Genomic DNA, 19,667 nt, shown 5'->3' on the forward strand with positions numbered 1-19,667 from the left:
TCACGCGCAACTGGACTCCCGCGGGCTCCGTCCGCCTGGGCCCCTCGCCCAGCCTCATCCCGGCCGTGCAGGAGATGAAGCGCATCGGCTGAACCCTCTCACGCGACATCTACCTTGACGCTCACCGGAGCGAGGTCGCTATCTGGAGGCAGTGCTTGAAAGCTACATGCGGCAGAGGCCGCTTAGGTGGCTGTCGGGCAGGGGCGCTCATGATGAGAAGGGGCCGAGGTTGGTGGATGTCTTCTCCATGCCAGGGTTTCAAAGGGATGCGGTGGATGATTCACTCCAGAGAACTCTTCGACAGCCGGAGGTAATGGGAGTTGTCTCCGCCCCGCTGGACGACGAACTCGAACCCTCATTGCCCAGGCGCATCTCGTCGGGCGCAGGAGAGGTTTTCCTGGCTGAAGTGTTGATGGACGATATTCGGCTCGCGGAGCGGCCTCGGTATTTGGTCGAAGGGGGAGTGGGCACCGGTAAGAGCACGCTGCTGGAGCATCTGCGATACCTTCTGGCGGAGCGCGCACTGAAAATGCCGAGCGCGCCCATTCCAGTTCGTCTCGAAGCTAGGGACATTGCCGAAGGTGTCTCTACGGCGCTCGGAAAATCTGTTCCCAGCCTGGACCCACGCGTTCTCGAAGCGAACCATGCCTTTGTGTATTTCGTGGATGGTCTGGATGAGGTTGAGCAGCGCCGTGCGCTGGCGGTCCAGGAGCACTTGCGGACGCTAAGTGCCCGGCCCTCTACCTTTGCCATGGTATTAGCGGGCCGTCCCAGAACATCCTATGTTCAGGTCCCTCCTGGTTTTCAGTCTCTACAAGTCATGCCTTGGAAATGGGCGCAGGTTCGAGAGTTCCTCGCCAAATGGCGTGAGCAAGATCCAGAGGCAGTGGCATTTCTGGAGCGGTCGCAACGCCTAGAGGCACTGTTTCCCGTGCTTTCGCAGCCTTTGACGGCAACCTTTGTTCTCTTGCTTGCGCATGAAGAACCGAAGCTGCTGGAGAGCCGTGCAGAGCTGTTCCAAGGTATTGTCGAGAAGTTGTTTCGCGACTGGGTCGTGAGTCGAGTGAACTCTCCTGGTGAGGTAGCCCTGCACTGGAATCAGATGGCACCGGCATTCAAAAGGCTTGCTTTGTCGAGTCTGCGCTCTGAGAAAGAGTATCTATCGCGCGGAGAACTCCGTAGGCTTATCAGTTGCAACGCAACGGAGCTTGGAATCGAGTTGGGTGACGCAGCTCATCGTCGGTTTGGGCTCTTGGTCCTCCAGCCAGATTTCACCTATCGCTTTCTCTTTAAAGGGCTAGCTGAGTATCTGGCGGGTGCCGCTCTTTTGGATGAAGGTGAGGATGCCCTACGTGCTACCGCAATGGCGCGATGGGGACAGGAGCCGGTCAGGCACGCCATTGGGTTGGGAGTGAGGCGTCATGGAGTGGCGTGGGGCATCGAGTTCATCAGGTCATTGGTTCCCGGGCCCTCATTCAAGGTCTACGAGTTCCGAAAGGCGCTCGTGGCGGTGCAGTCCGCACTCGACTTGGGGGATGCTGGCGCCTCGTTGGCGGAGCCCATTGCAACAGTGCTTGCCTCCGCGCTGACACAGGAATCCTCAGTGTGGGCGGGTAGCGTGGTCGCGAATCTGGGGCGTCAGTTAGCTCGCGAAGGGGGCACTATATGGGATGCGTTGCTCTCGAAGTTGCGTCCTCGAATACTCACCAAAGGAGCGCCTGCATCCTGGTTCAAAGCGCAAAGAGCATGGCCTCGCGAGAGATGGTTGGACTCTCTTTCCCATCGGGACCCAGAAGTGCGCTGCGTGGTCATCGAGAAGCTCGCAGCCTGGGTGAATGAGCCAGCAGTGCGAGATGTTCTCTTTGAGCAGGTGCATGATCCAACTAGGCTTCCGTTCCTTGTGGCACCCGCCTACTGCGCAGGACGGGTATTGCGGAGCGCCTGCCGTGATGAGGATTTCTCGGGGCGACTTGAGTCCCTGGTGTCCTGCGCTCGTGTCGGAGGACAACTCCTGGGTGGGGCGGCAGCTTTCGCATTGCGGCCTGGAGAGGCGCCGGCAGAAGTGTTGGTGGCAAGACTGAAGGATGTCGCTAACGGGGGATTGATTCTTTGGGACGTGGTTGACGAACTTGCTGCATTGCCAGATGGACGAACTTCGCTGGACGAGCACTGGCCGGAGTGGAGTATTCAGCCGCGTGGTGACACTGCTTTCCTTCCGAATTCAGCTCCTCCTGTCCAGGGTGAACTCAGTGAATTGCCCCCGCTCTCTCGAGCTGCTTTAGATCAGATTTCTCGGGTTGTCGTTCCGGGGTTGATAATCGAGGAGCGCCGAAGGTCGGCTCAAGTCCAGCTCAATGATCAATTGGTGGAATTCCCATCTCGGATGGTTTGTGAGGCTGCCTTGGACTATCCCGAGGTTGCTATTGCTTGGGTGAAGTCCCGTGGACCGCTTCTTGTGACTCAGGAGTCAGAGTTGCTTCTCGCGGAGGCCGCTGCCCAGCACCCCAACCTGCGTGCTACGCTCCTGACGCAATGGTCGCAACTGCGAGAGCAGGGCAAGGGCAGTAGTTCCTTTCCGGGAGGTGCGTTTTCTCATCTTGTCGAGCAGGGGGATGATGAGGCGGCAACGGCTTATGCGGAATGGCTTGATGTCACCACTTGGTTGAAGATGTCTTTCTCGTTCGTCTTTTTTTGGCCTGCAGCACTTCGGCATCCGAAGGTACGTCCAGTGGCCATTCGAAAGTCGCTCGAGGCCTGGACTGCCTTCCACGATGGGACCGAAACCGAAGCTTCTCGGCGTGTCCATTTGTCGGGCAATGTCATGGCCAGCATTTTAAGAGCGCTACGCCCAGCTTGGGAGGGACAGACAGATCTCCAGTCGCGACTCATCGAAATGGGAAGAAATGGCTCCGCACGCGATGTGACTCATGCACTGGCGGTCTACTCGGCTGCGCCATATCCACAGGAACTGGCAGAAAGCTTGGTGGATCGCTTTGATGCGCTTCACTCAGAAGTCGGCAAGACAGATCCTTGGCTCGTTGGGGCCTGCCTGGACTGGGTCGTTCGTGTCGGTATCGCGGACCGGATGATCGCTTCACTGGAGGCAGTCTTTGTGTCGAATGGGTGGCCCAGATATTTGGCGGCCAAGGCACTGCTAGGGGCTGTGCCAAAGAAGGCCCGGGAAGTTTCTGCACGTGCGGCCGCTCTCTGGCCTCTCCACTGGGAACCATATTTTCTGCCCCGTTCAGCGTTGTCACTCCTCGTTCGAGCAAACCCGGAGGCGTGGAGCCAGCAGTTGAAGGTCGTGTTGTCCCGAGAGACCCTCCCTGCGCGACCAGTCTTCGAACTGGCTCGGGAGCTCGTCGTTCATTTGGATGCGGCTCAGCGGAGCGTGTGCCTCCAGGTGCTCTACGAACGACTCGTCCACAAGGCGCCTCCTCGATGGTTGCGAGATAGCTGGCGGTCAGATGACAACATCAGCTTCAGCGATTTGTTTGGTCGAATCCTGTTCGAGTCAGGTCCTATTCCTCGGACACCATGAATCGCCACGAGGCCACCATGTTCCGACTGAGGACCGAATCGTTCATCGACTCGCCACCCGAGGCAGTGTGGGCCGTGCTGGAGGACTTCGCCCGCTATTCTCTGTGGAACCCTTTGCTGCTGGAGGCGCGGGGGCGAGTGGAGCGCGGAGCGCATGTGAAGATGAAGGTCCGCTCGCCGGACGGCTCGGGGCGCGTGTACGGCTTCACTGCGACGATGTCGCGCGTCGACCGGCCGGAGGCGCTCGAGTGGACGGGCGGTATTCCTGGCGTGCTCCATGGACGCCACTACTTCCTGTTGTCCGCCGAGGGTACCGGGATGCGGCTGGTCCACGGTGAGGACTTCAGCGGCGTGGTGACCTGGGTGGCGGGGCGAAAACTGAAGGCGCTCCAGTCCTCTTATGAGGCGCTGAACCGCGCGCTGGCGGAGCGGGTGATGGCGGAGCGAGCGAATCCCCTGGTGCCCACGCTGCGCTGAGCGGGTGACGGGTGGTCTTCCATGCCGCCAACGCGCAGGTCCACCCATATGTAGCGCCCTGTTTCGTCGTATTTCGTGCAGTGGCGCGCGGACACAGCGCGCGCGTGTATCGCCTGGACGACGCGTGCGCGCTCGACGCGCGTGTCACCCGGTCCCAAGTCCGCCCGGCGTGCAAATCCTCAGTGGCCCGATTCGCGGAAGAGGGCATGCATGGATGGACGACGTCGGCTGCGCGTAGGTGCCATGGCGATGTGCGTGGCCTGCGCGGGCCTGGTGGGCGGCGCGGGTTCCGCTCGGGCGCAGTCGCCCGAGGATGACGGGCCGGGTGAGGTGCTGTCGGAGGAGCAGTTGGAGCAGTTGCTCGACACGCCGGCGGAGCAGCCGTCGGGCGCGGAGCTGTCGGTGGTGTCGTTCGGGCCCGAGCAGCTCGCGCCCTACTTCGCGGAAGGTGTGCTCGCCAAGGCGCGGGCCGAGCTGCGCCGGGGGCGCCATGCTCGCGCGCGTGCGCTGCTCGAGGACGAGGAGCCCACGCTGCCGGTCCGCTTCCTGCGCGCGCAGAGTTCGATGTTCGCTCGGGACTACGCCACCGCCGCGGACGAGTTCGCCGCGCTGGCCGTCGACTACGTCCCGCTGAAGGACCACTGCCTGCTGTGGGCGGCGCAGGCGAATGAGAAGTTGCGGCGGCTGGAGCTGGCGGCGTCGCAGTACCGCGAGGTGAGCGCGGGCTCGCCGCTCTACGCGGAGGCGCGCTTCAGCCTGTCGCGCGTCCTGCAGCGTCGGAAGGACATCCCTGGCGCGCTGCAGGCGCTTCAAGAACTCATCGACAGTCGGCAGGCGCGTGGGCCGGATGCGCTACGGATGAAGGCGCTGCTGGCCATCTGCGACCTGGCGCGTGTCCAGGGCCTCTACAACGTCGAGCACCGCGCGCTCCTGGAGGTGTGGGCCACCAATCCCCTGTCGCGCGAGGCGCAGCGTGCCCGGCAGCGGTTGCAGGGCCTGCCGTTGCCCACCAAGTGGAAGGTGCGCCGGGGTGAGGCGCTGGTGGAGCTGCACCGCCACGCCGCCGCGATGGACATGCTGTGGGGCGTGATGTCCTCGGTGGACTTGCCCGACGAGCTGTCCTGTCGTGCGCACCTCGCCTACGGGCGCGCGTTGCGCAAGGACCGGCAGCACCGACGCGCCATCCAGCTCCTGTCGCCCGTGGCGGAGAAGTGCATGTCCGCCGAGCAGCGGCCCCAGGCGCTCTACGTGCTGGGCTACTCGCAGTCGGTGGTGGACCCCAAGGCCGCCATCAACACCTATGCGACGCTCGCGCGTGACTATCCCGAGCACGGCTATGCCGATGACGCCCTGTTCTTCGAGGCGTGGCTCCTCCAACGCACGGGCCAGCTCGACAACGCCTTGGCGCGTTACGAGGAGACGGCGCGGCGCTACCCGGGAGGCAACTTCGCGTCGGAGGCGCTCTTCCGGGCCTTCTGGCTGCACTCCCGGCGCGAGGCTCCTGCCGAGGCGCTGGCCGCCCTGGAGGCCGTGGAGAAACTGCCCGCGGCGTCGCGCACGGACGAGGCGCTGTGGCGCTCTCGCTACTGGCGCGCGCGTGTGCGGGAGCCCGTGCCCCTGACGAACGCGACGGCGCTCGACGACTACGAGCAACTGGCCACCGAGCGACCCGCGACCTGGTACGGGATGCTGGCGCGCTCGCGGCTGGCGTTGCTGGCGCCGGAGCGACTGACACGCCTGGCGCCGCCTCCCGGGGCCGGTGGTGACGTGCCGCCGCCGGACGAGGTGTGGCCGCTACCTCCCGGGCCGCTGCGCCATGACGCGCGCTTCGCGGCGGGGGTGGAGCTGATTCGTCTGGGGCAGCCAGGGGCGGCGGAGGAGTTGCTCGCGGTGAACTCGCGGGGACTGGCCGAGGCTCCCGCGCGCCTGCTCTACCAGACGGTGCTGCGCACGGGGCGCAAGCGGGCCGCGCGGCAGGTGGCGCGCGAGTCACTGCGTCAGGAGGTGCAGGGCCCCTTGAGCGCGGCGTCGCGTCCCGTGTGGGAGGCGACGTGGCCGCTGGCGTTCAGGAATGTCATCCAACGCTATGCGCGCGCCTCCAAGGTGGACCCGGACCTGATGCAGGGCCTCATCCGCGAGGAGAGCCGCTTCCGTCCGCAGGCGCGCTCGGCCACGGGGGCGCTGGGGCTCGCGCAGCTCATGCCCGCGACGGCGCGACAGGTGGCCAGCTCGCTGAAGCTGGGCGAGGTGGGAGAGGCGGCGCTGCTCCAGCCCTCGCAGAACGTCCGGCTGGGCTCGGCCTATCTGGGGCAGTTGCTCAACCGCTTCGGCGGGAACATGGCGTACGCGGTGGCCGCCTACAACGCGGGGCCCGGCGCGGTGGACCGTTGGCGTCACGCGCTGCCGCAAGCGGAGCTGGATGAGTGGGTGGAGCACATCGCCTTCGACGAGACGCGCGAGTACGTGAAGCACGTGCTCGGCAGCTACGGCGCCTACAAGCTGCTCTACAAGGGCGAGCCCGTGCTGCTGCACCAGACGCGCGTGGGCGACGTCAGCCGAAGGTAGAGGGCGAGGGCCTGTCGCGTCCGCATGTCGCGGGCGCGTGCTCCGCCAGTCCTGGCGAAGGAGCCGCGCCGTCGCGAGGTACCCGTCTGGTCGAGCTCGGCCAAGAGCACGAGTTGCCCAGCCCGAGCGCGAAGCGTCTGCTCCGTAGGGAGCACGACGCGTGCGTCGGGCGACCCGTGCGAGCCGCGTCCCCACGCCCGCTGGGGACACGGCCCGGAGCGGCCTAGAAGTTGAGGCCGCCGTCCACGTCGATGGTGCGGCCGTTGAAGTAGTCGCACTCAAGGATGAACTTCACGGCCAGCCAGATGTCCTCGGGCAGGCCGATGCGGCCCACGGGAATCGAGGCCACCAGCGCGTCGCGGGCCTTCTGGTTCATGCCCTGCGTCATCGGCGTCTCAATCATGCCCGGCGCCACCGCGCCCACGCGGATGCCGAAGGGGCCGAACTCGCGCGACCACGTCACCGTGTTCGCCGCGAGCGCCGCCTTGGCGGACACGTAGTTGGACTGACCGCGGTTGCCGTGCCGGGCGATGGACGACATGTTGACGACGACGCCGTTGCCCTGGTCCGTCTCCACCATCTTCGCCACCACCTCGCGCACCATCAGCGTGGCGCCCGTGAGGTTGACGCCGATGACGGTGTTCCAGTCGGCGGTGGACAGCTTCTTCACCTGGCCCGTGGTCCGGTCCTTCTTCACCAGCAGCGCGTCGCGCAGGATGCCCGCGTTGTTGATGAGGCCGTTGAGCCCGCCCATCGCGCCGTGCGCCCAGCTCACGAAGGAGACGATGTCGTCCTCCGAGGACACATCCAGCTTGCGGCGGTGGATCCCCGCGGGCAGCGCCGCCAGCTTCTCCTCGTTGACGTCGCCCACGGCCACCTGCGCGCCCGCCTCCACCAGCCGCTGCGCGAAGTGCGCGCCCATGCCCTGGGCACCACCCGTCACCACCACCTTCAGGTCCTTGAGCTGCATGTGTCTGTCTCTCCGGTGTGTTGGGAGCGGCTGGGGAACCCTGGGGGGGCCGTGCCGCCGTTGAAACCCGCCGCGCAGGCTACGCAACCCGGCCCTCCCTGGCCAGCGCCGAAGAAGTTGAAACCTGAATCGGTATTCAACTCAGGCGGGAATGAAAACGCCGCGTCGGGAACTCCGACGCGGCGCGGCACGGCCTTGGTGTGTCAGCGCGGGGCTACAGGGCGCCGGAGATGACGGCGCCCAGCCGGCGCATGCCCTCGACAATCAGGTCGGGCGGCCGGTTGGAGTAGTTGAGGCGGATGAACTCCGAGCGCGGGTTCATGGCGAAGAAGGGGCTGCCCGGGACGAAGGCGACCTTCTGCTCGACGGCTCGGGGCAGCAGGGTGTCGCCGCTGATGCCGGGGGGCAGCTTCGCCCACAGGAACATGCCGCCGTCGGGGTGCGTCCAGCTCATGCCCTCGGGCATGTGGGCCTTGAGCGCGTCCAGCATGGTGTTGGCGCGCTCGCCGTAGACCGGGCGCAGCGAGTCCAGGTGCTTGTAGTAGTCGAAGTTCTGCAACAGCTTCACCACGGCGCGCTGGGCGACGGTGGCGGTGTGCAGGTCCGTGGACTGCTTGGCGATGGTGAGGCTGCGCACGAAGTCGCGCGGGCCGGCCACCCAGCCGATGCGCAGGCCCGGGGCCAGCGTCTTGGAGAAGGTGCCCAGCGACACGACGACGCCCTGGTCGTCGAAGGCGGCCAGCGACGGCAGGTGCTCGCCCCGGAAGCGCAGCTCGCCGTACGGGTCGTCCTCGAGGATGAGGAAGCGGTGCTGCTGCGCCAGCCGCACCAGGGCCTTGCGGCGCTCCAGCGCCAGCGTGGTGCCCTTGGGGTTCTGGAAGTTGGCGACGACGTACAGCATCTTGGGCTTGTGCGTGGCCAGCACGCGCTCCAGGTCGTCGATGCGCATGCCGTCGTCGTCGCTCTCGACGGTGGCGAACTTCGCCTCGTAGCCGCCGAACGTCTGCAGCGCCGCGAGGTAGCTGGGGTTCTCCACGATGACCAGGTCACCCGGGTCCAGGAGCACCTTGGCCACCAGGTCGATGCCCTGCTGCGAGCCGTTGGTGATGAGAATCTGGTCCGCGTCGCACACGCGGCCCGCGCGAGCCAGGTGCGTGCAGATCCACTCGCGCAGCGGGGCGTAGCCCTCCGTGGTGCTGTACTGGAGCGCGGCGCGGCCTTCCTGGGCCATGACCTGGGCGTGCGCCTCGGCGATGGCCTCCAGGGGGAAGAGCTCCGGGGCGGGCAGACCGCCAGCGAAGGAGAGGATGTCCGGGCGCTCGGCCACCTTGAGGATTTCGCGCACCGCGGACGTCTTGATGCGCGACATGCGTTGGGCGAGTCGCCAGACCGGTGGCGGGGGAAGGGGTGCGCTCATGGCGTCGGCGCTCATCTTTCACTCTCCTTGGCGAGCTCGGGAGGCACGCGGACATGCGTGTCCTCCTTGATGGAAGACAGGACGATGGTTGTCTGGGTACGGGTGACGCCCGCGATGGTGCGCAGCGTCTCCACGAGGAGCGAGTCGAGCGTCCGCGTGTTCGCCGTCTTGACCTTCACGAGGTACGAGTCCTGCCCGGCGACGCGGTGGCACTCCAACACGTCCGGCAGCGCGAGGACCTTCTTGGCGAAGCCCTCGAAGTACTTCGGATGCTCGATGCTCACCCCGATGAAGGCGGTGATGTCCTTGCCCAGCTTCGTCGCGTCGACGCGCGCCGCGTAGCCGGTGATGACGCCCCGCTCCTCCAGCTTGCGGATGCGCTCGGCCACCGCGGGCTGGGACAGCCCCACCGCTCGGGAGAGCTCCAACTGCGTCGCGCGGCCGTCGCGCTGCAGCAGGTCCACCAGGCGGAAGTCGAGCTCATCCAAGGGCATGGGCGGGATGGACCTTATTTTTATAAGTGCCTTGAGGTTTCGACAGCTAAATTAAATTTGGCATGCAAAATAAGCAAGTGGGGCGAAATCGCAAGTCCGAATGACGTGGGAGGTCGCTCGGAGGGCAGATTGCTCACGGGGAGTCAGGGGCGCAGGGGGTTGTCTGCACGCGGGGTCTGGTGCGGGCATGCGCCTCGCGGGTGATGCGTGGAGCGCGGCCTCGACGGGCGGACCCGGAGGCGGGCGTCACACGTGCGGCGAGGCCCCTTCCCTTGAGGAGGAGCCTCTGGACCGCGGTCAGCCGTTGTAGCTGCAGAGCCACTTGTTGAACGGCGTGCGCTGACACTCGCACTCGCCTTCCGCGCCATCGGACCAGGTGCAGTGGGTGACCGCGCCAGGGCGACAGAAGGTGCCGACGAGGGACTCGCAGACGCCAGCGAGCTCGGAGGACACCTGCTCCGTCTGCACGCTGTTCTCGGCGCCTTCCGAAAGCGCCTCGTCACCCGCCTCCATTCCACCGCACGCCGACAGACTGAAGGCCAGGACCACCATCCAGATTGCTCGCATGACTACCTCCATGGTTTCGCGCGGAATGCTCGAAACGCATGGTTAGCTTATCTGGAGGGGACAGGACTGGGCAGGGGGCGCTGGGGCGCCGCGCGGATGGGGAGGGCCGAGCGGCGCGGTGCACTGGCCCGAGGAGAGTCATTCGAAACGAATGACCGAATCACTTGGGATGCTCTTCACGAAGTCAGTCGATGGGTGTTTCGCGGGGGAGCTGGCGCACGGTGTGGCCCTTCTTCTGGAGGAGGGCGACGATGCCCTCGGGGCCGACGACGTGGCCGGCGCCCACGACGACCAGGTGCACGCGGGGCTCGGTGAGCAGGGCTTCCAGGCGTGAGGCCATCTGCACGTTGCGCTCGAAGAAGACGCGCTCGTAGACGGGGCGGTAGGTGGTGTCCTTGGCGCCTTCGAGGAGGAGGCCCGCCATGCCGTCCGCGTCGCCGGCCTTCCATGCGGAGGTGAGCGCCTCGACGATTTCACCGGGGCCCTGTTCGCGGCGGAGCTGGTCTCGGAGCATGAGGTCCTGGAGGTTGTCGGGGGTGCCGGAGAGCATGCGGAACTGAGCTTCGGCGGTCTCCAGCTCCAGCACCTGCTTGTGGGCGGCGTGGGCGCGGTCGAGGAAGGCGCGGTCCACGCCGTGGCCCTGCTCGTAGCCTGCGGCCTTGAACTCCAGGTTGTTGAGGACGATGCCGGCGAGCCAGGGGCGCAAGCGCTCCAGTCCCTGGGGTTGCACGCCCAGGCGCGTGGCGGCGCGGCTCAAGAGGTCGCGGGTGCTGGGGTCCAGGCGCTGGGAGAGGCTCTGTCCTTCGGGGAAGGTGCCCAGCTCGCGCACGAGCTTCTGCATGGCGGCCTCGTCCGTTCGGGTGGTGTCCACCTCGACGGCGAGGACGTGGGCCTTGGTGAAGGCGGACTCCATGGAGGAGGGCAGGGTGAGGGCGCCGGCCTTGCCCATGTGGATGGAGCCGACGAGGTACGCGGTGCCGCCGCGCGGGTCCTTCACTTCCCACAGGAAGGCGTTGCCCGTGTCGACCGGGACGTACTTCCGCGCGGCGGGCGTGGAGGCACAGCCAGCGCCGAGCAGGGCGACGACGAGCAGCGACAGCGGCAGGGACGACGGGCGCTTCATGGCGTGGGCTTCCCCTTGCGTGTCCACGCATCGAACCATCCGGGCACCTGTCGCGTCGAGGTGCGATGTCCCGGGTCAGTCCCGCTTCAAGATGACGCCGTCGTCACTGATGGCGTAGCTCGCGCCGGGGTCCATGACCTCGGGCTTGAGGCCGCAGCGCTCTGCTTCGTTGGGCGTGAAGTGGACGAAGGTCATCCGCTCTCCGCGCACCAACCAGGCGTCATAGGTGTCGAGCGTGTAAAGGCATCGCGTCATGGCATCGGCATCCTTGGGCGGGGACGTTCCCGGAGGAAGGAAGTCCTCCAGTGCGATTTGGAGCGCCTTGAGCTGGTGTCCTTCTACGGTGGTGGAGCCGTCCTTGCTCCAGGATGGGAACTGGATGCTGTTTGCGACCTCAGGGGGCGCGAGCGGCGCTTGGGGCCGTGAGCGAAAGAGGTGACAGCCGCCGAGCGTGAGCGTGAGCACGCAGAGACTGAGACGCTTCATCTTATGGGCCTCGTGCGAGAGAGAGAGGGGCCGGCAGAGAACTGTCATTCGCCGCGCCGGTCGTCCGTGATCTTCCGGGTGGCCTTGAACTCCCCATCCTGGAGTTCATAGACGGTTCGCTCCTGAAAGTCGTAGAGATAGACTTCGCAGATTGGATTGAACATGACGCGGAAGTAGAAGCGTTGACGAGCCGCCTGGAGATCTTCATTGGAGAAGGTCGTGATGGCGGGGTGGCTGTGGTAGTCCGCGAAGATGCGGATGCTCCGCGCTTCGGGGTCGCTGACAGTGGCCGGCACGGAGCATGACTTCCGCCCACCTGGAAGTTGTCGGGGCGAGCTGATGGAAGACGGCTGGCTGGCGAAGAAGGCTGGGTCCGCGTCGCGCTGATAGATGAGGCCACAGTACTCCTGTCCCTCTCTCCGGTTTCCGGCCGTGGCTCCGGGGAGCTGCCGGACCGCTTCGCAGAGCCTGGGTGCCAATGCCGTCAGGCTGTCGTGGGGGCCAAGCATGGGGCCCGCGACGACAATGTGTCCCGTAGCGTCACGCCAGAACCTGGAGGCGCCACTTCCACCGCAGCCGCCACTCAGGGCGCTCACGAGCAGCACGAGCCAAACGGGGGATGGGGCCATTGCTTCTACCTGCTCCGTAGTGAAGGGGCGAAGGACCGCCCATGCTTACAAGCCCGGCTATGCCTTGGGGAAGGACGTTGCGCGTCGCGCTACCTCGCTGGCCGCCGCCGGAGAGCGGGTGTTGTTCCAGGCTGAAGACCACCCCGCTGACCCCCGCGCCATTCGGGGTACGCTCCGCCGAGTGGAGACATGAGGTCTCCAGGTGACGCCCTGCGTCGCCCACAGTCCATGACGCGCGGAGCCATTCTCCGCGCTTTGACAACCCCGTCGAGCGGGTGCTACCGCTAGGTGAAACATGAATCGGCCTTCAACTTCTCCAGACCGCTCCGGACCCGTCACGCCGCGAGGACAGCGGACGCGTGCGAAGCTGCTGAAGGCCGCCGAGTCGGTCTTCGGAGAGAAGGGCTACGAGCGCGCCTCCATCGCGGACATCACCCGCAAGGGCGGCGTGGCGCTCGGCACGTTCTACGTCTACTTCCCGGACAAGCAGTCCATCTTCGTCGAGGTCGTCGACGACCTGGGCACCCGCCTGCGCCGCCTCATCGGTGAGTCCACCGCCGCGTGCGACAGCCGCATGGACGTGGAGCGCGAGGGCCTGCGCACCTTCTTCCAGTTCGTCCGCCAGCACCCCAACCTCTACCGCGTCGTGCGCCAGGCCGAGTTCGTCGACGCCGACTGCTACCGCCGCTACTACGACCGCTTCGCCAAGGGCTACGTCAACGGCCTGTCCATCGCCATGGACGCGGGCGAAGTGCGCCGCATGGACCCGGAGGCGCTCGCCTACTGCCTGATGGGCATCGCCGACTTCCTCGGCATGCGCTGGGTCCTCTGGGAAGAAGACCCGGGCCTGGAGCGCGTGCTCGACACCGCCATGGGCCTCATCCGCCACGGATTGGATGCCCGCTCGGCCGCTCCCGCGCGCAACAGCGTCAAGTCCACACCCTCCAAGGCGAGCCCCACGAAGGCCGCCCCCGCCAAGAAGAAGAACACCCTGCGTCCCGCGCGCCGCCCGGCGCGGAGCGCCCGGAGCTGAGAAGACCGCACATGCGATACGCGCAGATCCTCGCCACTGGCCGTTACGTCCCCGAGAAGGTCCTCACCAACGCGGACGTCGAGAAGATCCTCGGCGAGCCAGTGGACGAGTGGCTCCAGCAGAACGTGGGCATCAAGGAACGCCACGTCATGGCCGACACCGAGGCCACCAGTGACCTCTGTGTCGCCGCCGCCCGTCAGGCCCTGGAGCGCTCCGGGACGAAGCCCGAGGAGCTGGACCTCATCATCGTAGCCACCGACACGCCCGACTACCTGAGCCCCGCCACCTCCTCCGTGGTTCAGGCCAAGCTGGGCGCCGCCAACGCCGGCACCTACGACCTCAACTGCGCGTGCGCCGGGTGGGTGACGGCGCTGGACGTGGGCTCGAAGACCATCGCCGCGGATGACGGCTACCACCGCATCCTCGTGGTCGGCGCGTACGGCATGACGCGCTACGTGAACTGGAAGGACAAGAAGACCTGCACCCTGTTCGCGGACGGCGCGGGCGCGGTGGTGCTCGGCGCGGGCGACAAGCCCGGCTTCATGGGCGCTCGGCTCCTGGCCAATGGCGAGTACCACGACGCGCTCGGCATCTACACCGGCGGCACCCACCGTCCCGCCACCGCGGAGACGCTGCCGCTCACCGGTGGCAAGCCCGCCGTCCAGTTCGTCCGCAAGTTCCCCGCCACGTTCAACACCGAGCGCTGGCCCATGCTGCTGGACCAGCTCCTCAAGAAGCAGTCGCAGACGCTGGACGACGTGAAGCTCTTCGTCTTCACCCAGCTCAACCTGCGCACCATCGAGGCCACCATGAAGGTGCTCGGCCAGCCCATGGCCAAGGCGCACTACACGATGGACAAGTGGGGTTATACCGGCTCGGCCTGCATCCCGATGACGCTCGATGACGCCGTCGTCCAGGGCAAGGTGCGACGGGGCGACCTGGTGGCCTTCTGTGCCAGCGGCGGTGGTCTCGCCATGGCCTCCGCTCTCTACCGCTGGACGGCCTGAGTCTTGGAGGCGCGCATGTTCATCGGCGACTGGATGGGGCGGGGCGCCCTGTACTGGCCCGAGCACGTCGCGGTGGTGGACACGGCCAAGGGTGACGCCGGCCGCTTCACCTACCGTGCCCTGAACACGCGCGCCGAGGCGCTCGGCGGCTGGCTGCGCGACGTGGCCGGCGTGAAGCGCGGCGACCGCGTGGGCATCGTCGCCCACAACGGCGTCGAGTACCTGGATGCGCTCTACGCCTGCGGCAAGCTGGGCGCCATCTTCGTCCCCTACAACTGGCGCCTGCACGCGACCGAGCTGACGGACCTGGTCCGCGCCATCCGCCCGCGCGTGCTCCTCTTCGGCGACGACTTCCGCGACGCCGTGGCCCAGGTGCGCGAGAGCGTCGGGGGCTCGCTCAGCCTCGTGTCCCTGGAGTCGCAAGGGCTGCCGGGCGCAGCCGCGTACACGGACGTCCTCGCGCACCGCTCCGCCGAGCCCGTGAAGAACGACGCGGTGTCCGAGGAGGACACCCTGTGTCTGCTCTTCACCGGCGGCACCACGGGCCGCTCGAAGGGAGCGTGCATCAGCTACCGCATGGTGGCGTGGAACACGCTCAACACGCTGGTGCATGAGCTGCGCCCCGGCGACGTCACGGTGACGCACACGCCCATGTTCCACACGGGCGGGCTGCTCGTGTACTCGGTGCCGTTGCTCACCGCGGGCGGCACCATCGTCATCATGCGCAGGTGGGACCCGGAGGAGCTGCTCACGCTCATCCCGCGCGAGAAGGTGTCGCTCTTCTTCGCGGTGCCCACGCAGTACCAGCAACTGCTCGACTCGCCGCGCTTCGCCACGACGGACTTCTCCTCCGTGCGCTTCATGACCAGCGGCGGCGCGGCGCTGCCCGTGCCGCTGATTCAAGCGTGGCAGGCCGTGCACGCGGTGCCCTTCAAGCAGGGCTTCGGGATGACGGAGTTCGGCCCGGGAATCTTCAGCATGGGGCCCGAGTTCGCGGTGTCGAAGGCGGGCTCCATCGGCCGCCCCAACTACTTCATCGCCGCGAAGCTGGTGGACGACGACGGCCGCGAGGTGCCCACGGGCGACGTGGGTGAGCTCCTCCTCAAGGGCCCCTCCATGTGCTCGGGCTACTTCGAGGACGAGGCCGCCACGCGCGAGGCCATCGACCCGGATGGCTGGTTCCACACCGGCGACCTGGCTCGCAAGGACGCGGACGGCTTCTTCACCATCGCGGGTCGCAAGAAGGACATGTTCATCTCCGGCGGAGAGAACGTGTACCCGCTGGAGCTGGAGTCGGTCCTCTACGAGCACCCCGCCGTGCAGCAGTGCTCGGTCATCGGCATGCCCGATGCGAAGTGGGGCGAGGTCGGTCGGGCCTTCGTGGTGCTCAAGCCCGGAGAGGCCTGCTCCACGGAGGTGTTGATGGAGCACCTGCGCGGGAGGCTCGCGCGCTTCAAGGTGCCCAAGCGGGTGGAATTGGTGGAGCGCCTGCCCATCTCCGCGGCGGGAAAGATTCTCAAGCGCGAGCTGCGCGAGGCGGCCATCGCCGCCGATGCGGAGGGCCAATGACACCCTCCGTGTCCGACGCGCCGCGCTGAGCCATTCACGGAGGGCCCTGGAGTCAGGCCCTTCGCATTGACGACTGTCGTCACATCCCGGCGGTGACGCCGGAGGGAAGAGGAGCACTCACATGAAGAAGAAGCTGCTGTCCGCGGTCATGGTTTGCGCGCTGGGCCTCGTAGGCTGCGGAGATGATGACGACAAGGACCCGCCCGTCGAGGCGCCCAAGCTGAACAGCTCCGCCAACATCCTCGCGTTCCTCGAGGGCAAGACGCTGCTGATGGAAGGGGCCAACATCCCCAGCCACCCCAACGGCTTCAGCGAAGATGTCGACTTTGGCGCGTCGTCCCAGTGTTACCAGAAGGTCACCATGTCGGTGGCGGGTGGCAACTTCAAGGTCGACAGCGTCCCGGGCACCATCACCGATGGCGTCTGCAACCATGACGCGCCGAAGAACCCGCTCTCCTTCACCTCCAACACCGTCCTCATCGAGAACGTGACGTCCGACGGAAGCTGCTTCGACGTGACGTTCACCTTCCCGGGTGGCCTGGTGCAGGAAGGCCGCGGTGGCTTCACCGCCGACCAGAAGACGCTCAAGCTGGAGATCTTCTTCAAGAACCAGTCGACGGGCAGCCGCTGCGCCAACGGCGCGGTGGGCGCGGCCGGTACCGTGACGCTCAACGGCCAGTCCTTCGCGGGCAACGCCGTGCAGACGTACGCCGTCCGGTAGGCCGCCGCACCTCGTGCCGGAGGGAGGGTGCGCTCCCGCCCTCTCTCTGGACGAAGGACGGGACGCGGGCGCTCGCCGCCCCGTCCCAGGAGCACGGCCGTACGCAGCGCCAGCGACAGTGGTGACATCCGAGCCCGGTGCACCGGGAGTGCCCCGCGCGCGGGGCCGAGGTGGATATGACGGGAAGTGGGTTTGAAGCACGCGAGACGCTGCGGCGAGGCGCGAGGATGCTCGCGGCGCTGGGGCTCGTGGGACTGGCGACGCCGGCCGCCGCGCAGAGCACTCCGGTGCCAGGGTTGTACGCCGAGTGGCTGGAGGCGAAGGACCGCGAGGAGGACGCCGAGCCTCGTGAGCTCACCCTCATCAACTACTTCTTCACCCGCGTCTCCATGACGAACCAGGTCGGTGACCCGGCGGGCCTGCGCGGCGTGTCGCTGGGGCCCATCGGCTCGCCGGTGGGCAGCGCGGTGAGCACCGAGTCGGGCCGCTCCGCGTACTTCATCGAGCAGCGCTGGATTCCCGTCATCGAGTACAGCCCCTTCTTCGTCGACGGGCTGGCGTCCTTCCGCGCGCAGTTCGAGGTGGACTTCCTCTGGGGTCGCTCGGCCAACACCATTGGCCAGAACGAGGGCGGCGGCTTCAACGCCGACCAGGTGAACATCCAGACGAAGAACGTCAACGTCGCCATCTACCCGACGCGCAATCCCAGCCAGCTCACGCTGCTCGTCGGCACGCAGCCCGTCTACGACAACGCCCATGACCCGACGCGCACGCCGCTGTCGGACCTCACGCGCACCGGCTACAAGCTGGCCTTCCTCGGCAGCGACGCGACGGGCCTCTCCATCTTCAGCGGAATCAAGGGCAACGCGCGCGTCAGCCTGATGCCGCTGGGCACCGCGCAGGCGGACCGCGCCACGAAGAACGACCCGCGCCTGAAGTACATCTGGCTGGCGATGGCGGACTACGTCTACCCGGTGCGCCCCAACACCAACGTGGGCGCGTCGTTCTGGTACCTGAACGACGACACCAAGGGTGACGCGTACGCCTTCGAGGGTCTGGTGAAGAGCGGCCCGTCGTCCTCGGGCCTGCCCGGCTTCACCGGCACCGCGCGCTTCAACATCAACCGTCCCACCGGCAGCGTCTTCTGGGCGGGTGCGCACTTCAATCACAACATCGACTTCCGCAACGGCCGGCTCGGGGCCTCTGGCTTCGTCATGTACAACGGCGGCAAGTACGAGAGCGACGACCCGGAAAACTCGGTGCTCGACGAGTTGGATATCTCCGGCGTGTCCGCCAACCTGGAGGTCATGTACCAGTGGGGCCGTGGCCCCGGCGACGTCATCACCGTGGAGGGCATGTTCTCCTCGGGTGACTCCAATCTGGAGGATGAGAAGTACACGGGCGCCTTCACGCTCAACCAGTACGGCCTGCCGGGCGCGGTGTGGTTCAACCACAAGATGCTCATCCTGTTCCCGTTCACCAGCACGGTGAACAACTACACGGGCGCGGTGACGGACATCTCCAACCAGGGCTACGGCCTGCGCGCGGGCATCGCCTCGGCGGCGTGGGACATCATCCCCAACAAGCTCAACCTCAAGGTGGCCACGGGCCTGGCCAACGCGGGGGCGGACCCGGCGCGCTGGGTGGCTGATGTGCGGCGCGGCCGGTTCATCGGCGCGGAGGTCAACGCGGAGCTGCGCTACCACCTCCGCTACCTGATGACCGTGGGTCTCCACGGCGGCTACCTCTTCCGCGGCAGCTTCTACGACGGTGCGACCACCGTGCGGAGCGACCCGTGGGCGGCCTTCACCACCTTCACCTGGTACGCGTTCTGACCATGAGCTCCTCCCGCGCTTTCACCGCGTTGCTCCTCGCGGCGGGGCTGTCCTCCGCCGGTTGCGTGCGCTCGTATGCTGGCGAGTCCGCGCTGTCCTTCCAGGACCTCGACTACTCCACCGAGGGCACGAAGCAGCCCTGGCCCGTACACCGCGCCGCGCTGCCAGACGTCACCGCCCGCTACAAGCTGGCCACCGAGCTGCACGTCGCCTACGTGGACCTGCCGGCTTCGTCGCCGGACGCGAAGACGGTGGTCTTCGTGCACGGCCTTGGCTCCTATCTGAAGTTCTGGCGGGCGCAGTTGGATGTGTTCCAGGCGCAGGGCTATCGCGTCATCGCGGTGGACCTGCCGGGCTTCGGCAAGTCCGACAAGCCGGCGACCTTCCCGTACACCATGGAGGCGATGGCCGACGTGGTGCACGAGCTGACGCGAGGACTGGGCGTGGACAAGCCCATCCTCGCGGGACACTCGATGGGTGGGCAGACGTCGCTGTCGTACGCCATCCGCTATCCGGAGTCGCTCAGCGCGCTGGTGCTGGTGTCGCCGGCCGGGTTCGAGAAGTTCAGCTGGAAGGAGAAGGCGTGGTTCGCGCGGGTGATGAGCGCGGACTTCATCAAGTACGCGCCCGAGGCGAACATCTGGGGCAGCGTGCGCCAGGGCAACTTCATGCACTGGGGGCCACAGCTCGACTGGCTGGTTGAGGAGCGCGTGCGGCTGGCGAAGTCGCCCGAGTTCGACTCGTACGCCTACGCCAACGTCCGCACGGTGCGAGGGCTGGCGCACAACGACTTCGTGCGTGAGGGCCTCCAGCACGTCACGGTGCCCACGCTCATCGTCTACGGCACGGATGACCGGCTGATTCCCAACCCGTTCCTCCACGGCGGCGACGCGCGCGACATCATGGAGTACGGCGCGTCCCGAATCCCTGGTGCCGCGCTGGCGCCGATGCAGGGCTGTGGCCACACGGTGCAGCTCGACTGCCCGGCGCCGTTCAACGAGACGGTGCTCGCGTTCCTGAAGGACCCGGCGGCGGCGAAGCCCTTTGTTCCGAAGGAGGAGCCGAAGGACAAGGCACCGAAGCCGGGTGAGCCCGCGCCGGTACCGGGGGCACCAGGGAGCCAGCCCTCGCCCACGCCCGCGCAGAACGATGCGCCGGCTCCGTCGCATGGCCCGAGGCCGTGAGCATTGGCTCCGCCGCGTCCTGAGTGGGATGCGGCGGCGCGGGTGGTGCT

The 19,667-nt window shown here is 66.7% G+C and carries 16 protein-coding genes; 9 read left to right on the plus strand and 7 right to left on the minus strand.

The features are described 5' to 3' along the window. Positions 1–229 precede the first annotated feature (229 nt). From HUA74_RS44220 to HUA74_RS44230, 3 genes are all read left to right on the plus strand, one after another. Positions 230–3,541 (plus strand): NACHT domain-containing NTPase, encoded by a 3,312-nt coding sequence (locus HUA74_RS44220; RefSeq protein WP_174459394.1) that lies wholly within the window; start codon positions 230–232, stop codon positions 3,539–3,541. Positions 3,542–3,558: 17 nt separating this feature from the next. Continuing rightward, positions 3,559–4,017, plus strand: coding sequence for an SRPBCC domain-containing protein (locus HUA74_RS44225; protein ID WP_174459395.1), 459 nt, complete (start codon positions 3,559–3,561; stop codon positions 4,015–4,017). 210 nt (positions 4,018–4,227) lie between these two features. Beyond that, positions 4,228–6,582, plus strand: a complete 2,355-nt coding sequence (locus HUA74_RS44230; protein WP_174459396.1) for a transglycosylase SLT domain-containing protein — start codon at positions 4,228–4,230, stop codon at positions 6,580–6,582. A gap of 223 nt (positions 6,583–6,805) precedes the next feature. Here HUA74_RS44230 and HUA74_RS44235 read toward each other — a convergent pair whose 3' ends face one another. From HUA74_RS44235 to HUA74_RS44265, 7 genes are all read right to left on the minus strand, one after another. After that, on the minus strand, positions 6,806–7,552 hold the full coding sequence (locus tag HUA74_RS44235; protein WP_141646412.1) for an SDR family oxidoreductase: 747 nt from the start codon (positions 7,550–7,552) through the stop codon (positions 6,806–6,808). A gap of 214 nt (positions 7,553–7,766) precedes the next feature. Next, the gene (locus tag HUA74_RS44240; protein ID WP_141646411.1) at positions 7,767–8,984 is read right to left on the minus strand and encodes a PLP-dependent aminotransferase family protein; all 1,218 of its coding nucleotides are present in this window, start codon (positions 8,982–8,984) and stop codon (positions 7,767–7,769) included. Further along, the gene (locus HUA74_RS44245; protein WP_141646410.1) at positions 8,981–9,463 is read right to left on the minus strand and encodes an Lrp/AsnC family transcriptional regulator; all 483 of its coding nucleotides are present in this window, start codon (positions 9,461–9,463) and stop codon (positions 8,981–8,983) included. The genes HUA74_RS44240 and HUA74_RS44245 overlap by 4 nt, the downstream gene beginning before the upstream one ends. A 297-nt stretch (positions 9,464–9,760) precedes the next feature. Beyond that, on the minus strand, positions 9,761–10,030 hold the full coding sequence (locus HUA74_RS44250; protein WP_174459397.1) for a hypothetical protein: 270 nt from the start codon (positions 10,028–10,030) through the stop codon (positions 9,761–9,763). Positions 10,031–10,214: 184 nt separating this feature from the next. Continuing rightward, complete coding sequence (locus HUA74_RS44255; protein ID WP_254625544.1) at positions 10,215–11,153, minus strand: TraB/GumN family protein; 939 nt, start codon at positions 11,151–11,153, stop codon at positions 10,215–10,217. Positions 11,154–11,228: 75 nt separating this feature from the next. Next, complete coding sequence (locus HUA74_RS44260; RefSeq protein WP_174459399.1) at positions 11,229–11,639, minus strand: hypothetical protein; 411 nt, start codon at positions 11,637–11,639, stop codon at positions 11,229–11,231. 44 nt (positions 11,640–11,683) lie between these two features. Then, positions 11,684–12,148, minus strand: coding sequence for a hypothetical protein (locus HUA74_RS44265; protein ID WP_254625545.1), 465 nt, complete (start codon positions 12,146–12,148; stop codon positions 11,684–11,686). Positions 12,149–12,563: 415 nt separating this feature from the next. Between HUA74_RS44265 and HUA74_RS44270 the strand changes: the two genes are divergently transcribed. From HUA74_RS44270 to HUA74_RS44295, 6 genes are all read left to right on the plus strand, one after another. Further along, positions 12,564–13,301, plus strand: a complete 738-nt coding sequence (locus HUA74_RS44270; protein WP_174459401.1) for a TetR/AcrR family transcriptional regulator — start codon at positions 12,564–12,566, stop codon at positions 13,299–13,301. Between the two features lie 11 nt (positions 13,302–13,312). Then, positions 13,313–14,308 carry a 3-oxoacyl-ACP synthase III family protein gene (locus tag HUA74_RS44275; protein WP_174459402.1) on the plus strand — a complete coding sequence of 332 codons (996 nt, stop codon included), beginning with the start codon at positions 13,313–13,315 and terminating at the stop codon, positions 14,306–14,308. Positions 14,309–14,323: 15 nt separating this feature from the next. Continuing rightward, positions 14,324–15,877 (plus strand): long-chain fatty acid--CoA ligase, encoded by a 1,554-nt coding sequence (locus HUA74_RS44280; RefSeq protein WP_174459403.1) that lies wholly within the window; start codon positions 14,324–14,326, stop codon positions 15,875–15,877. A gap of 121 nt (positions 15,878–15,998) precedes the next feature. Further along, positions 15,999–16,598: a hypothetical protein gene (locus HUA74_RS44285; RefSeq protein ID WP_174459404.1), complete on the plus strand. Its 600-nt coding sequence runs from the start codon at positions 15,999–16,001 to the stop codon at positions 16,596–16,598. 176 nt (positions 16,599–16,774) lie between these two features. Beyond that, entirely contained in the window at positions 16,775–18,433 is a 1,659-nt protein-coding gene (locus tag HUA74_RS44290; RefSeq protein ID WP_174459405.1) for a hypothetical protein, read from the plus strand. A gap of 2 nt (positions 18,434–18,435) precedes the next feature. Then, a complete protein-coding gene (locus HUA74_RS44295; protein WP_174459406.1) occupies positions 18,436–19,617 on the plus strand; it encodes an alpha/beta fold hydrolase in 1,182 nt (393 codons plus the stop codon). The last annotated feature ends 50 nt before the right edge of the window (positions 19,618–19,667 follow it).

It is taken from the genome of Myxococcus sp. CA051A (genome assembly GCF_013336705.1).
Lineage (GTDB): Bacteria > Myxococcota > Myxococcia > Myxococcales > Myxococcaceae > Myxococcus > Myxococcus llanfairpwllgwyngyllgogerychwyrndrobwllllantysiliogogogochensis.

Coding starts and splice junctions, on each gene's coding strand:
- HUA74_RS44225 (WP_174459395.1), top strand. CDS start 3,559: ATGTTCCGACTGAGGACCGAATCGTTCATCGACTCGCCACCCGAGGCA.
- HUA74_RS44230 (WP_174459396.1), top strand. CDS start 4,228: ATGGATGGACGACGTCGGCTGCGCGTAGGTGCCATGGCGATGTGCGTG.
- HUA74_RS44235 (WP_141646412.1), bottom strand. CDS start 7,552: ATGCAGCTCAAGGACCTGAAGGTGGTGGTGACGGGTGGTGCCCAGGGC.
- HUA74_RS44240 (WP_141646411.1), bottom strand. CDS start 8,984: ATGAGCGCCGACGCCATGAGCGCACCCCTTCCCCCGCCACCGGTCTGG.
- HUA74_RS44245 (WP_141646410.1), bottom strand. CDS start 9,463: ATGCCCTTGGATGAGCTCGACTTCCGCCTGGTGGACCTGCTGCAGCGC.
- HUA74_RS44250 (WP_174459397.1), bottom strand. CDS start 10,030: ATGCGAGCAATCTGGATGGTGGTCCTGGCCTTCAGTCTGTCGGCGTGC.
- HUA74_RS44255 (WP_254625544.1), bottom strand. CDS start 11,153: ATGAAGCGCCCGTCGTCCCTGCCGCTGTCGCTGCTCGTCGTCGCCCTG.
- HUA74_RS44260 (WP_174459399.1), bottom strand. CDS start 11,639: ATGAAGCGTCTCAGTCTCTGCGTGCTCACGCTCACGCTCGGCGGCTGT.
- HUA74_RS44265 (WP_254625545.1), bottom strand. CDS start 12,148: ATGCTTGGCCCCCACGACAGCCTGACGGCATTGGCACCCAGGCTCTGC.
- HUA74_RS44270 (WP_174459401.1), top strand. CDS start 12,564: ATGAATCGGCCTTCAACTTCTCCAGACCGCTCCGGACCCGTCACGCCG.
- HUA74_RS44275 (WP_174459402.1), top strand. CDS start 13,313: ATGCGATACGCGCAGATCCTCGCCACTGGCCGTTACGTCCCCGAGAAG.
- HUA74_RS44280 (WP_174459403.1), top strand. CDS start 14,324: ATGTTCATCGGCGACTGGATGGGGCGGGGCGCCCTGTACTGGCCCGAG.
- HUA74_RS44285 (WP_174459404.1), top strand. CDS start 15,999: ATGAAGAAGAAGCTGCTGTCCGCGGTCATGGTTTGCGCGCTGGGCCTC.
- HUA74_RS44290 (WP_174459405.1), top strand. CDS start 16,775: ATGACGGGAAGTGGGTTTGAAGCACGCGAGACGCTGCGGCGAGGCGCG.
- HUA74_RS44295 (WP_174459406.1), top strand. CDS start 18,436: ATGAGCTCCTCCCGCGCTTTCACCGCGTTGCTCCTCGCGGCGGGGCTG.